General features: G+C 67.1%; 12 protein-coding genes. 10 read left to right on the top strand and 2 right to left on the bottom strand.

Features of this window, described 5'->3' with window-relative positions:
• Positions 1-3: 3 nt before the first annotated feature.
• From LF41_RS14945 to hslU, 9 genes are all read left to right on the top strand, one after another.
• Positions 4-186, top strand: coding sequence for a hypothetical protein (locus LF41_RS14945; protein WP_036171451.1), 183 nt, complete (start codon positions 4-6; stop codon positions 184-186).
• A 49-nt stretch (positions 187-235) separates the two neighbouring features.
• Positions 236-2,371 carry a prolyl oligopeptidase family serine peptidase gene (locus tag LF41_RS14940; RefSeq protein WP_036171448.1) on the top strand — a complete coding sequence of 712 codons (2,136 nt, stop codon included), beginning with the start codon at positions 236-238 and terminating at the stop codon, positions 2,369-2,371.
• A 21-nt stretch (positions 2,372-2,392) separates the two neighbouring features.
• On the top strand, positions 2,393-4,537 hold the full coding sequence (locus LF41_RS14935) for a S9 family peptidase (RefSeq protein WP_052116501.1): 2,145 nt from the start codon (positions 2,393-2,395) through the stop codon (positions 4,535-4,537).
• 13 nt (positions 4,538-4,550) lie between these two features.
• Positions 4,551-4,796, top strand: a complete 246-nt coding sequence (locus LF41_RS14930) for a hypothetical protein (protein ID WP_152600046.1) — start codon at positions 4,551-4,553, stop codon at positions 4,794-4,796.
• A 10-nt stretch (positions 4,797-4,806) separates the two neighbouring features.
• Entirely contained in the window at positions 4,807-5,670 is an 864-nt protein-coding gene (gene dapF / locus LF41_RS14925) for a diaminopimelate epimerase (RefSeq protein ID WP_036171443.1), read from the top strand.
• Positions 5,667-6,341 (top strand): DUF484 family protein, encoded by a 675-nt coding sequence (locus LF41_RS14920; RefSeq protein ID WP_036171440.1) that lies wholly within the window; start codon positions 5,667-5,669, stop codon positions 6,339-6,341. The genes dapF and LF41_RS14920 overlap by 4 nt, the downstream gene beginning before the upstream one ends.
• An 18-nt stretch (positions 6,342-6,359) precedes the next feature.
• A complete protein-coding gene (xerC, locus tag LF41_RS14915; protein ID WP_036171438.1) occupies positions 6,360-7,238 on the top strand; it encodes a tyrosine recombinase XerC in 879 nt (292 codons plus the stop codon).
• Between the two features lie 201 nt (positions 7,239-7,439).
• Positions 7,440-7,979, top strand: coding sequence for an ATP-dependent protease subunit HslV (gene hslV / locus LF41_RS14910; protein ID WP_036171436.1), 540 nt, complete (start codon positions 7,440-7,442; stop codon positions 7,977-7,979).
• A 35-nt stretch (positions 7,980-8,014) separates the two neighbouring features.
• A complete protein-coding gene (gene hslU / locus LF41_RS14905) occupies positions 8,015-9,358 on the top strand; it encodes an ATP-dependent protease ATPase subunit HslU (protein ID WP_152600050.1) in 1,344 nt (447 codons plus the stop codon).
• A 60-nt stretch (positions 9,359-9,418) separates the two neighbouring features.
• Here the strand turns inward: hslU and LF41_RS14900 are convergent, their stop codons facing one another.
• Complete coding sequence (locus LF41_RS14900; RefSeq protein WP_036171430.1) at positions 9,419-9,901, bottom strand: cupin domain-containing protein; 483 nt, start codon at positions 9,899-9,901, stop codon at positions 9,419-9,421.
• A gap of 78 nt (positions 9,902-9,979) precedes the next feature.
• Between LF41_RS14900 and ubiE the strand changes: the two genes are divergently transcribed.
• Entirely contained in the window at positions 9,980-10,738 is a 759-nt protein-coding gene (gene ubiE, locus LF41_RS14895; RefSeq protein ID WP_036171428.1) for a bifunctional demethylmenaquinone methyltransferase/2-methoxy-6-polyprenyl-1,4-benzoquinol methylase UbiE, read from the top strand.
• Here the strand turns inward: ubiE and LF41_RS14890 are convergent, their stop codons facing one another.
• On the bottom strand, positions 10,739-12,991 hold the full coding sequence (locus tag LF41_RS14890) for a carbohydrate binding family 9 domain-containing protein (protein ID WP_036171425.1): 2,253 nt from the start codon (positions 12,989-12,991) through the stop codon (positions 10,739-10,741).
• Positions 12,992-13,086: the final 95 nt, after the last annotated feature.

Below are 13,086 nucleotides of genomic sequence, written 5' to 3'. Positions count from 1 at the left end.
GCCATGCACCACGCGCAAATCACCCGCCTCGCCAGCCTCCTGCGCATCGCCCTCACCGTCGGCGTCCTCGCCGTCCTCCTGCTCCCCGCCGCGCGCGACAACACGCCCCTCGGTTTCCTTCCCCTGTGGCTGATCGCGATGCCGGCGAGCGCGCTGTGGGCCCTGCGCCGGGTGCGCGCGGGGTAATCCGCGCCCGTGATAGCGTGACGGCCCGCCCATCCAAGCCGGAGCCGTCATGCCCAAGCGTTCGCCTGTCCTTCTTGTTGCAGGGATCGCCTTCGGGCTCGCCGCGACCAGCGGCATCGTGATCGCCGCCGATGGGTCCCCCGCGCAGCAGGAGCCCGCCGTGGCGAACGACCCCTACCAATGGCTCGAGGACGTGAAGGGCGACAAGGCGATCGCCTGGGTCCGCGAGCAGAACGCGAAGAGCGAAGCCGAACTCGCCGCCACGCCGCAGTTCCGCAAGCTCGAATCCGACATCCGCGCCATCCTCGATTCGACCGCCAAGATCCCGGGCGTCGAGAAGATCGGCGCGTACTACTACAACTTCTGGAAGGACGCGAACCACGAGCGCGGCCTGTGGCGCCGCACGACGCTCGAGGAGTACCGCAAGGCGGATCCGAAGTGGGAAACCGTCCTCGACCTCGATGCGCTCAACCGCGCGGAGAAGGAAAACTGGGTCTGGCACGGCGCCGATTGCCTCAAGCCCGATTACACGCGTTGCCTGATCGCGCTCTCGCGCGGCGGTTCGGACGCCGACGTCACGCGCGAATTCGACCTGTCGACGAAGGATTGGGTGAAGGACGGCTTCTTCCGTCCCGAAGCCAAGGGCGGCATGGGCTGGATCGACCGCGACACCACGTACGTGTTCACCGATTTCGGTGAAGGGTCCATGACGCCGTCGGGCTACCCGCGGATCGTCAAGCAATGGTCGCGCGGCACGCCGCTGGCGAAGGCCACGCAGGTGTACGAAGGCCAGGCGCAGGACATGTACATCGCCGCGGCGCGCGATCTCACGCCGGGGTTCAAGCGCGACTTCGTGTATCGCACGATCGCCTTCTACAACGACGAGCTGTACCTGCGCGGCGCCGACGGCAAGCTCGCGAAGGTGGATGCGCCGAACTCGGCGAACAAGTCCGTCCACAAGCAGTGGCTGCTGCTCGAACTGCGCGATGCCTACGAAGCCGGCGGCAAGACCTGGCCGGCCGGTGCATTGATCGCGGCGAAGTTCGACGACTTCATGGCGGGCAAGCGCGAATTCACCGAGCTGTTCGCGCCCACCGACAACACCTCGCTTGCCGGGTTTTCGTGGACGAAGGACCGCCTGGTCCTCAATGTCATGGAAGACGTCAAGAACAAGCTCAGCGTGCTGACGCCGGGCGATGGCGCGTGGACGCGCAAGCCGCTCGCGGGCGCGCCGACCATCGGCACGGTGAGCGTGGGTGCGGTCGACGCCGACGACAGCGATGCGGTGTGGATCACGGCCACCGACTACCTCACGCCGACCACGCTCGCGATCGCCGATGTCTCCAAGGACGCCGCGCCCGAAGTCCTCAAGTCGAACCCGCAGTTCTTCGACGCCACCAAACACGTCATCGAACAGCACTTCGCCACGTCGAAGGACGGCACGCGCATCCCGTACTTCCTCGTCAAGCCGAAGGACGCGAAGAGCGATGGTTCGACGCCGACGTTGCTCTACGGCTACGGCGGTTTCGAAGTCTCGATGACGCCTGCGTATTCCGGCGGCGTCGGCAAGGGCTGGCTGGAGAAGGGCGGCGCGTATGCGGTGGCCAACATCCGCGGCGGCGGCGAGTACGGTCCGCGCTGGCACCAGGCGGCGCTGAAGGCCAACCGCCACAAGGCGTACGAAGACTTCGCCGCCGTCGCCAACGACCTCGTCGCCTCGAAGCTCACCACGCACCAGCGCCTGGGCATCATGGGCGGCAGCAACGGCGGCCTGCTGATGGGCAACATGCTCACGCAGTATCCGGAGCTGTTCGGCGCGATCGTCGTGCAGGTCCCGCTGCTCGACATGAAGCGTTACAGCCACCTGCTCGCCGGCGCATCCTGGATGGCCGAGTACGGCGATCCGGATACGTCCGATTGGGAGTTCATCAAGACCTTCTCGCCGTACCACCTGTTCGACCCGGCGAAGACCTACCCGCCGGTGTTGTTCGCCACCTCGACTGCCGACGACCGCGTGCATCCCGGCCACGCCCGCAAGATGATGGCGAAGATGCTCGAGGCGAAGAAGGACGTGCGCTACTACGAGAACATCGAAGGCGGCCACGGCGGCGCGGCGAACAATGCGCAGTCGGCGCACATGAACGCGCTCGCCTACACCTTCCTCTGGAACGAACTGTCGAAGTGACCCGACGCTAACGGACCCGACATGAAACTCACCCCTTGCCTCCTCGCACTGACGCTGATGACCTCGACCACTTCCGCCGCCGATCTCCCGCAACCGCCCGACGTCGCCAAGAAGCCGCACGTCGTCAAGGCGCCGTTCGGCGCCGAGCGTAACGACGAGTACTACTGGCTGCGCGACGACACGCGCAAGAACCCGGACATGCTCGCCTACCTCAACGCCGAGAATGCGTACACCGACGCGTTCATGGCGCCGCTGAAGCCGCTGCAGGAGACGCTCTACGAGGAAATCGTCGGGCGCATCAAGCAGGACGACGCCTCCGTGCCGTACCGCGAGCGCGGTTACTGGTACTACTCGCGCTTCGAAACGGGCAAGGACTATCCGATCCACGCCCGCCGCAAGGGCGCGATGGATGCAGCGGAGGAAGTGCTGCTCGACGTCAACGTGATGGCTGCCGGGAAGGATTACTTCAGCGTCGGCGACTGGGAAGTCAGCCAGGACAACACGCTCCTCGCGTGGGCCGAGGACGCCGTGGGTCGCCGCCAATACACGATCAAGATCAAGAACCTCGCCACCGGCGAGACCTACGCCGACGAAGTGACCGGCGTCGCGCCCAACCTCGTCTGGGCCGACGACAACAAGACGCTCTTCTACGTCTGGAACGATCCGAAGACGCTGCTCACCACGCGCGTGCAGAAGCACGTCCTCGGCACGCCGGCGAGCGCCGACGAAGTCGTCTACACCGAGAAAGACGACAGCTTCTACATGGGCGTGGGCCGCACGCGCGACGACAAGTTCCTCTGCATCCAAGTGGACAGCACCGTCTCCAGCGAATTCCGCTGCGCGCCGGCCGCCGATCCCAAGGCCTTCGCCGTGCTCGCCCCGCGCGAGCGCGATGTGGAATACGAAGCCGACCACCATGGCGGCCGCTGGGTGATCCGCACCAACGCCGACGGCGCGAAGAATTACAAGGTCGTCACCGCCGCCGACGGCAGCACCTCGCGCAAGGACTGGAAGGACTGGATCCCGCACAGCGAGGACGTCTTCATCGACGGCTTCGAGCTGTTCGACGGCTTCACCGCCGTCGCCGAACGCAGCGAAGGCCTCGAACGCCTGCGCCTGATGCGCGCCGACGGCAAGTCCGAATACGTCAAGGCCGACGAACCGGCGTACGGCATGGGCCTGTCGACCAACGCCGAACCGAATACGGATTGGCTGCGCTACACCTACACGTCGATGACCACACCGGCCACCGTGTACGAATTGAACACGAAGACCGGCGAACGCAAGCTGATGAAGCGCGATCCGGTCATCGGCTACGACCCGGACAAGTACACGACCGAACGCCTGTGGGCCACGGCGCGCGATGGCACGAAGATCCCGGTGTCCGTCGTCTACAGGAAGGGATTCAAGAAGGACGGCACCGCCGCGCTGCTGCAATACGCGTACGGCAGCTACGGCTCCTCGACCGACCCGGGCTTCAACCTGCCGGCGGTGAGCCTGCTCGACCGCGGCATGGTGTACGTGCTGGCGCACATCCGCGGCGGCCAGGAGATGGGCCGCAAGTGGTACGACGACGGCAAGCTGTTCAAGAAGAAGAACACCTTCACCGATTTCATCGACGTCACCGACTTCCTGGTCAAGGAAGGCTACGCGTCGAAGGATCGCGTGGCGGCCTACGGCGGCAGCGCCGGCGGCCTGCTGATGGGCGCGATCTCCAACATGGCGCCGGACAAGTACCGCGTGATCCTCTCGCAGGTGCCCTTCGTCGACGTCGTCACCACGATGCTCGACCCGTCGATCCCGCTCACCACCAACGAGTACGACGAGTGGGGCAATCCGGAGAAGAAGGACTTCTACGACTACATGCTGTCGTACTCGCCCTACGACAACCTGAAGGCGCAGGCGTATCCGGCGATGTTCGTCGGCACGGGCCTGTGGGATTCGCAGGTGCAGTACTTCGAACCGGCCAAGTACGTGGCGCGCCTGCGCGACCTCGACACCGCCGGCCCGGACCGCCCAGTGCTGTTCCGCATCAACATGGATGCCGGCCACGGCGGCAAGTCGGGGCGCTTCCGCCGCTACCGCGAGCTGTCGGAGATGTACGCCTTCCTGCTCAACCAGCTCGGGGCGGACGGCGGCAAGGTGCAAACCGCGGCCGCGAAGTGACACACTGGCGTCCATGAGCCCAGTCCGCCTCGCAGCCATCGCCCTCGTTGCCGCCTTGCCGCTCGCCGGCTGCGGCAACAAGGGGCAGCTGATCCTCAATCCGAAACCGCAGGAGATGCCGCCGGAAGTCGCCGCGGCATCCTCCTCGATCGCATCGCCCGCCACCGTCGCGCCACCGTCGCCTGCGACGTTTGCGCCGCCGGAGACGTCGGTCACGCCGCCGGCGAACACCTATGGGACATCCGGAACGCCGCGCTGAAGCCGATGCGATGACCCAGCCGCACGCGGCCGGCGGCCGCTCCCTGCGCTTCACGAAAATGCACGGCGCAGGCAACGACTTCGTCATGGTCGACCTGCGGCATGGGCAACCGGTGCCGGATGCGTCGCTGTGCCGCGCGCTCGCCGACCGCCATGCGGGCGTAGGGTGCGACCAGATCATCACGATCGAAGCGCCGCGCAACGCCACCTCGGCCGCGAGCTACCGCATCTGGAACGCCGACGGCTCGCACGCACAGCAATGCGGCAACGGCGCGCGCTGCGTGGCCGCGTTCGTCGTCCGCGACGGCACCGCGCAGGGCGCGCGCTTCGCGCTCGACAGCCCGGCCGGCACGCACGCGGTCGACGTGTTGCCCGGCAACCGCTATCGCATCGCGATGGGCGTGCCCGATTTCGTGCCGGCGCACGTGCCTCTCGCCGGGTGCGGCGACGACGCGCGCGACGCCTATGACGTCGACGTGGACGGTCAGTCGCTGCACATCGGCGCGGCCTCGATGGGCAACCCGCATGCCTTGATCGAAGTCGACGACATCGCCACCGCGCGCGTCGGCCTGCAGGGCCCGGCCCTGCAGCGCAGCGCGGCGTTCCCCGAATCGGTGAACGTCGGCTTCGCGCAAGTCATCGCGCGCGACCGCATTCGCTTGCGCGTGTACGAGCGCGGGGTCGGCGAGACGCTCGCCTGCGGCAGTGGCGCATGCGCCGCCGCGGCGATCTTGATGCGGCGCGGCCGCATCGATCGCGAAGTCGTCGTCGCCCTGCCGGGCGGTGAATTGCAGATCGCCTGGCCCGACGCGGCCAGCCCGGTCACCATGGCCGGTCCGGCCGCATTCGTGTTCGAAGGGGAGTGGTTGCCATGATCGAGACGACCGAAAAACTCGGTGCGCATGAAGTCGCCGCCTGGTTGCGCCGGCATCCGACGTTCCTCAAGCAGTTTCCCGACCTGGCGATCAGCCTGGTCGTGCCCCGCGAGGAAGGCCCCGCCGCGTCGTTGGCGAGTTACCAGCTCGAAGTCTTGCGCGACAAGAACCGCGAACTCGCGCGACGCCTGCAGGAATTGTTCGGCAACGCGCAGGAGAACGAGCGCCTCGCGGTACGCACGCACCAGCTCGCGCTGAACCTCATGCGCCAGGACACGCCGGCGGCCACGCTGCGCGCGATGGCCGCGACGCTCGAAGAGGATTTCCAGGGCGACCTCGTGCGCATCCTGACGTTCGCGCCCGTCGCGGGCCTCGACGATGCGGAGTGGTGGCAGTCGGTTCCCGCCGGCGACCCGCGCCTGGCGCCGTTCCGCGACGCGATCACCGACGGCGAACCGATCTGCGGCCGCCTGCATCCGGACAAGCACGCGCTGCTTTACGGCGTGCGCGCGGACGACGTGCAATCCACCGCGCTGCTGTCGGTGCCGGGCATCGGCCTGGTCGCGGTCGGCAGCCGCGACGCCAACCGTTTCTTCCCCGGAATGGGCACGCTGTTCCTGCGCATGATGGGCGAAGCCTTGTCGGTCGCCTTGCAGCGTTTCCCCGGCTGACGGACGCGCGGCAACCGCATGGGCTCGGTCGCCGACTATCTCGCGCACCTGGAAGTGGAGCGGCGCATGTCGCCGCACACGCTGGATGGCTATCGCCGCGATCTCGATTGCCTGCAGGCGTACGCCACCGCGCAGGGCCTGGACGTCGACACGCTGCATACCGAGCAACTCCGCGCGTTCATCGCGTCGGAACATCGCCGCGGCCTCTCGCCGAAGAGTTTGCAGCGACGGTTGTCGGCGTGCCGCAGTTTCTATCGCTGGTTGCTCCGCCATGGCCGCATCGCCGCCAACCCCGCGCAGCCGATCCGCGCGCCGAAAGCGCCGCGCAAGTTGCCCCAGGTACTCGATCCGGATGAAGCCAAGGCGCTGGTCGAAGTGCCGACCGACGCGCCGCTCGGCCTGCGCGACCGCGCGCTGCTCGAACTGTTCTATTCCTCCGGCCTGCGCTTGTCGGAACTGTGCGCACTGCGCTGGCGCGACCTCGACCTCACCGGCGGCATGGTCACCGTGCTCGGCAAGGGCAGCAAGCAGCGCACGGTGCCGGTCGGTTCGTACGCGCGCGCGGCGCTCGGTGAATGGAAAAAAGACCAGCGCCCGTCCGCCGACGATGCGTTCATCTTCCCGGGCCGCAACGGCCCGCTGACGTCGCGCGCGGTGCAGTTGCGCTTGCGCACGCTCGCGCAGCGGCAAGGCTTGTTCAAGCGCGTGCATCCGCACTTGCTGCGCCACAGCTTCGCCAGCCACGTGCTGGAATCCTCGGGCGACCTGCGCGGCGTGCAGGAGCTGCTCGGCCACGCGGACATCTCGACGACGCAGATCTACACGCACCTGGACTTCGGCCACCTGTCGAAGGTGTACGACGCCGCGCATCCGCGCGCGAAGCGGAAGAAGGGTTAGCCGTCCCGGATCCGTGGTGCGATCACGCCCGGAATGCGCGACATGGATGACATTGCCGTAGCCGCGGCGCCGGCCGGAGAGCGCGACCTCGATCTGGCAGAACCGTCGCTATCTGACGGGCGACAGGCCGCACGGGTTGCCGCTTGATCCGCCCGCGTGCATCCCCAACTCAGCTGGACAACCCACTGGAACCCCCGATCCATGGATCCCAATCGCTTCCACGCCACCACCATCGTTTCCGTCCGCCGCGACGGGAAGATCGCGGTCGGTGGCGACGGCCAGGTCACGCTCGGCAACACGGTGATGAAGGCCAACGCGCGCAAGGTGCGCCGCCTTGGCCGCGGCGGGCAGGTGCTCGCCGGCTTCGCAGGCGCTGCCGCCGACGCGTTCACCTTGTTCGAACTGTTCGAATCCAAGCTGGAAAAACACGGCCAACTCACCCGTGCCGCGGTCGAATTGGCCAAGGATTGGCGCACCGAGCGCCGCCTCGGGAAACTCGAGGCGCTGCTTGCGGTCGCCGATAAGGAGACCTCGCTCATCGTCTCCGGCACCGGCGACGTGATCGAACCGGAGGACGGGATCATCGCCATCGGTTCGGGCGGGCCGTACGCATTGTCCGCGGCGCGCGCGCTCATCGCGCACACGACGCTCGATGCGAAGACCATCGTCACCGAAGCGTTGAACATCGCCGGCGACGTCTGCATCTACACGAACCGCAACATCGTGGTGGAAGAGCTCTGATGAACAAGTTCGCAACCGTGCAAACCTCCTCCACCATGACGCCGCGCGAGATCGTGCAGGAGCTCGACAAGCACATCGTCGGCCAGCAGGCGGCCAAGCGCGCGGTAGCCATCGCGCTGCGCAACCGCTGGCGCCGCATGCAGCTGGAGCCGGACCTGCGCGACGAGGTCATGCCCAAGAACATCCTGATGATCGGCCCCACGGGCGTCGGCAAGACCGAGATCGCCCGTCGCCTGGCCACGCTCGCCAACGCACCCTTCGTGAAAGTGGAAGCCACGCGCTTCACCGAAGTGGGCTACGTCGGCAAGGACGTGGAGCAGATCGTGCGCGACCTGGCCGACACCGCCGTCAAGCTGTACCGCGAGCAGGCCAAGCAGCGCGTGCGCACGCAGGCCGAGGAGCGCGCCGAAGACCGCCTGATGCAATCGCTGCTGCCCAAACGCCAGGTGGCGACCGTGTTCGGTTTCACCAGCGAGGAGAACGCCGAGGAGGTCTCGCCGGAGGAAACCGCAACGCGCACCAAGCTGCGCAAGCAGTTGCGCGCCGGCACGCTCGACGAGCGCGAGATCGAACTCGAGGTCGCGATGAACGTCGGCGTCGACATCATGGCGCCGCCCGGCATGGAGGAAATGGGGCAGCAGTTGCGCCAGATGTTCTCGCAGGTCGCCGGCGGCAAGACGCACACCAAGCGCATGACCATCAAGGCGGCGCGCCCGCTGCTGATCGAAGAGGAAGCGGGCAAGCTCGTCAACGAAGACGACGTGCGCGCCGCCGCCATCGAGGCGTGCGAGCAGCACGGCATCGTGTTCATCGACGAGATCGACAAGGTCGCCAAGCGTTCGGAAGGCTACGGCGCGGACGTCTCGCGCGAAGGCGTGCAGCGCGACCTGCTGCCGCTGGTGGAAGGCTCGACGGTCAGTACCAAGTACGGCCCGGTGAAGACCGACCACATCCTGTTCATCGCGTCCGGCGCGTTCCACCTGGCCAAGCCGAGCGACCTGATCCCCGAAATGCAGGGCCGCTTCCCGATCCGCGTCGAGCTCTCGGCACTGAGCAAGGACGACTTCGTCCGCATCCTCACCGAACCGCGCGCCGCGCTCACGCGCCAGTACGTGGAGCTGCTGAAGACCGAAGGCGTGACGCTGCGCTTCGCGCAGGATGCGGTCGACCGATTGGCCGACATCGCCGAGCAAGTGAACGACCGCCAGGAAAACATCGGCGCGCGCCGCCTGCACACGGTGATGGAACGCCTGCTGGATACGCTGAGCTTCGAGGCACCGGACAAGGACGGCACGTCGCTGACGATCGACCGCACCTACGTCGACCAGCACCTGGGCGACCTGGTGCAGGATCCGGATCTGTCCCGCTACATCCTCTGATCGCGCTCCCTCCCCTGCGAAGGCAGGGGAGGGATTGCGCGGGCGCAGACGCGTCGTCGTCTACTTCGCCGCCGCCTTGCGCGGATCGTCCTTCGGATCGACGTACGTGATCTCGAACGGCCCCATCGCGTTGACCTGCACCACCATGCCGCCCTTCGTCGATGCTTCGTGCTGCATCTTCGCGGGGAGATTGACGTAATCGCCGGGCGCGAAGTCCGCGTCGTGCGCGCTGGCCGCCTCGCCCATCGACAGGTGGAGGTCGCCTTCGATGATCGTCACCTGCTCATCGGTCGGATGCCAATGCCGCGGGATCTTCCCGCCCGCCGGCGCCTTCAGCCGGATCGCGAACGGGCCCGCCTTGCTCGGGTCGCCGTACAGCACGGCGGCCTGCACGCCCTTGGGCAGGAATGCCGGGCCTTCGCCCCACTGCGTCTCCGAGGCCTTGACCATCTTGTGTTCCGCGCCGGCGCCGGGCGTCGATGCGGTCTGCGCCAGCGCGAACGCCGGCACCAGGACGAGTGTGAACAGGGCGGTGGTCTTCACGGGGCTCTCCCGTTGGGGTGTGCCCCCGCCAACGCGCCGCGCGCATGGAACCGGCCTTCGTCAGCGATAATCGTCCGCATGAGCCAGCCCAACGACCGCGACACCACCCATTTCGGCTTCCGCGACGTTCCCGTCGGCGAGAAGCAGAAGCTCGTCGGCGAAGTCTTCTCGTCGGTCGCGGGCAAGTACGACCTGATGAACGACCTGATGTCGCTCGGCATCCATCGCGTGTGGAAGCGCTACTTCGTCGCGACCGCGCAGGTGAAGCCCGGCGACCGCGTGCTCGACCTCGCGGGCGGCACCGGTGACATCGCCGCATTGCTGCGTGATCGCGTCGGCGATGCGGGCGAGGTGGTGATCGGCGACATCAACGGCGCGATGCTCCGCGTGGGCCGTGACCGCATGACCGACCGCGGCAACGTGCGCGGCCTGTCGTACGTGCAACTCAATGCGCAGGCCTTGCCGTTCCCGGATGCGAGCTTCGACCTGGTCACCATCGCCTTCGGACTGCGCAACGTGACCGACAAGGACGCCGCGCTCCGCGAAATGCATCGCGTGCTGAAGGTCGGCGGGCAGGTGCGCGTGCTCGAGTTCTCGGAAGTGAAGGCCGAATGGTTCAAGCCGATCTACGACTTCCATTCCTTCAAGGTACTGCCGCAGCTCGGCAAGTTGTTCGCGCAGGACGCGGGCAGCTACCAGTACCTGGCCGAGTCGATCCGCAAGCATCCGCCGCAGGACGCGTTGAAGGAGATGATGGAGGCGGCGGGGTTCTCGCGGTGTTCCTACAAGAACCTCAACGCCGGCATCGTCGCCGTGCACACCGGCTACAAGGTCTGATCAACCCGGCTGCCAGGCGTAACTGATCTTCACGAACAGGCTGCGCGTGTTGGTGAACATCTGGCGCACTTCGTCGTCTTCGAACCCGCCTTCCGAATAACCCGCGTACAGCGCGCTGCGCGGATTGAGCTTGTACGAATACAGCAACTGCGTCGCCAGGTCGCTGGAGTGGCGCAGCACCGGCGCGTCGTACAGCGCGGGGTGGCGGTCGATGTCGCTGCTCTGCACCGACAGGCGGATGCGCTGGCGCGGGTCGAACTGCCAGCTCAGGCGTCCGTCGAACACGCGTGCGTCGTACGCCGTACCGCCGTCGCGATCCAGCCGCTGCATCGTGTAATTGAGATTGACGTTGATGCCGCGGCCGATGTCGAGCTGCACGAACGGCTCGGCGTCGAACAGATGCCCGGTGCGCGAGGCGAGCAGGTCGAGCGCATCGCCGTCCTTGAAGAAGCTGCCGACCTTGATCGGCGCCCACGGCACCAGTTCGAAGTAGGCGGTGCCCCACTTCTCGTCGAACATCCGGCCGTTCCAGAAACGCGTGCGCGTCAGCCCGCCGAGTTCGTAATAGCCCTGCCGCGATGCGCGCGCCGAGAGATACCCCTCGATCTCCTTCTCGAGCAATTGCCCGTCGAAGCGATGCGTGATGTCCCAATCGCCGTTGAACTCCACGCGGCTGATCGTCGAGCCTTTCGGCAGGAACCACGTGTGGCCTCCGCCGAGCAGTTGCTTGTCGTAGCCGACCTGCGTGATGAACCCCAGGTCCGCGCGAAAGCCGTCGTCCAGCTTCTGGTGCTGCGCGTTGAAGCGCCAGTTGCGGTTGGCGAACCCGTACTTCAGGTACAGCGCGTCGCCCTTCGGCGCGGTGTCGCGCAACGCCAGGCCGTCGGGATACGTCGAATCGCTGCCCAGCCACTGGCCGATCAGCGTGTGTTCGTCCTTCTGCCAGCGCGCGTCCACGCCGCCGACCGAATTGCGATACCCCTCGCCCGCGCGATAGGTCGCGATCGCACCGACGCTGGTGTACGCGTCGATGTCGTAGCGATAGCGCCCGACGAAATCGTCCGCCGATTGTTCGAGGAAGCGGAACGACGAGCCGAGCGGACCCGGTACGAGCAACTGCGTCGTCGCATCGCGCGCGAGGATCGCGCCATACGCCTGCCCGCCGTTGCGGCCGGTGACGCGCAAGCCACCGTCGGGATCGGCGATCTGCCGCGTGTAGAGCACCTGCAGCGGCGTGGTGAAGTAGTCCGCGCCTTCGAGGAAGAAGGGGCGCTTCTCGGGGAAGAACAGCGCGAAGCTCGTGTTGAGGTCGAGCTGCGCCTGGTCGGTCTCGACCTGCGAGAAGTCGGGGTTGAGCGTCGCGTTGAGCGTGAGGTTCGGGCTCGGGGCCCAGGCGACGTCGAGGCCCGGTTCGATGTCGGTGCCCTCGTTCGTCCACGGTGCGCCGGGGCGCGCGCGTTCTTCGGCGCGCAGCATCGTCAGCGTCGGCGTGATCTCCAGGTTCTTGCCCTGCTTCACACCGATGAAGCCGTCGACCTTGTCGAACGTGCACGTCAGGCACTTCGAACCGCGCTCGACGCGGTTGCTGAAGTACTGGTAGCGGAAATCGCGCGGGCGCACGCGCAGGAACGTCGCGCCCCAGCGGCGCGTGCCGTCGGTGTCGCGGAAGCGCAGCGTGGCGAAGGGAATGCGGATCTCGACGTCGTAGCCCTCCGCGGTCACCTTCGCCGCGCTTTCCCACAGGCCGTCCCAGCTGTCGTCCTCGGTGTTGGTCGACTCTTCCTTGATCAGGTCGGCCTGCACGCCGAAGGGATTGACGAAGAATTCGTACGCGCGGCGCTGGTCGTCGAACGTATCGAGCATCACGCCGACGAAGTCGTCGCTGTACAGCGCGTCGCGGTCGCGCAGGAACGCGCGCAGCTTCGACGGATCGGGGTCCTCCGCGTGGAAGGAGACCAGCAGCGCGTCGTCGGTGTACGCCATGCGCGCGGTGGTCTTCACCGGCGCGGGCGTGTTGTCGTTCGGCGTGACTTCGAACGCCAGTTCGATCGGCGTCGCGGCCGCCCAGGCGGCCTCGTCGAGCACGCCGTCGACGACGATGTCGGACGCCGCGCGCGGAATGTCGCGCACGACGGTTTGCGTCGCGGGCGCGACGGTGGCCGCGGTTTGCGCGAAGGCAGAAGGGGCCGCGGCGAGCACGACGAGGGAGAGCAGGGCGCGCCGGAGCGGGCCGCACGAAGACAGGACAGGCATGGGCGCGGAGCATGGCGATTCGCGCGGCGCGGCGACCGTGCCGGAAGTCGGGGCAGGGACACATTGCGTCCGGTTCGGCACCCGGCCTCACCAAA

The organism is Lysobacter dokdonensis DS-58 (assembly GCF_000770795.1).
Lineage (GTDB): Bacteria > Pseudomonadota > Gammaproteobacteria > Xanthomonadales > Xanthomonadaceae > Noviluteimonas > Noviluteimonas dokdonensis.
This window is presented reverse-complemented; position numbering and strand designations above follow the sequence as displayed.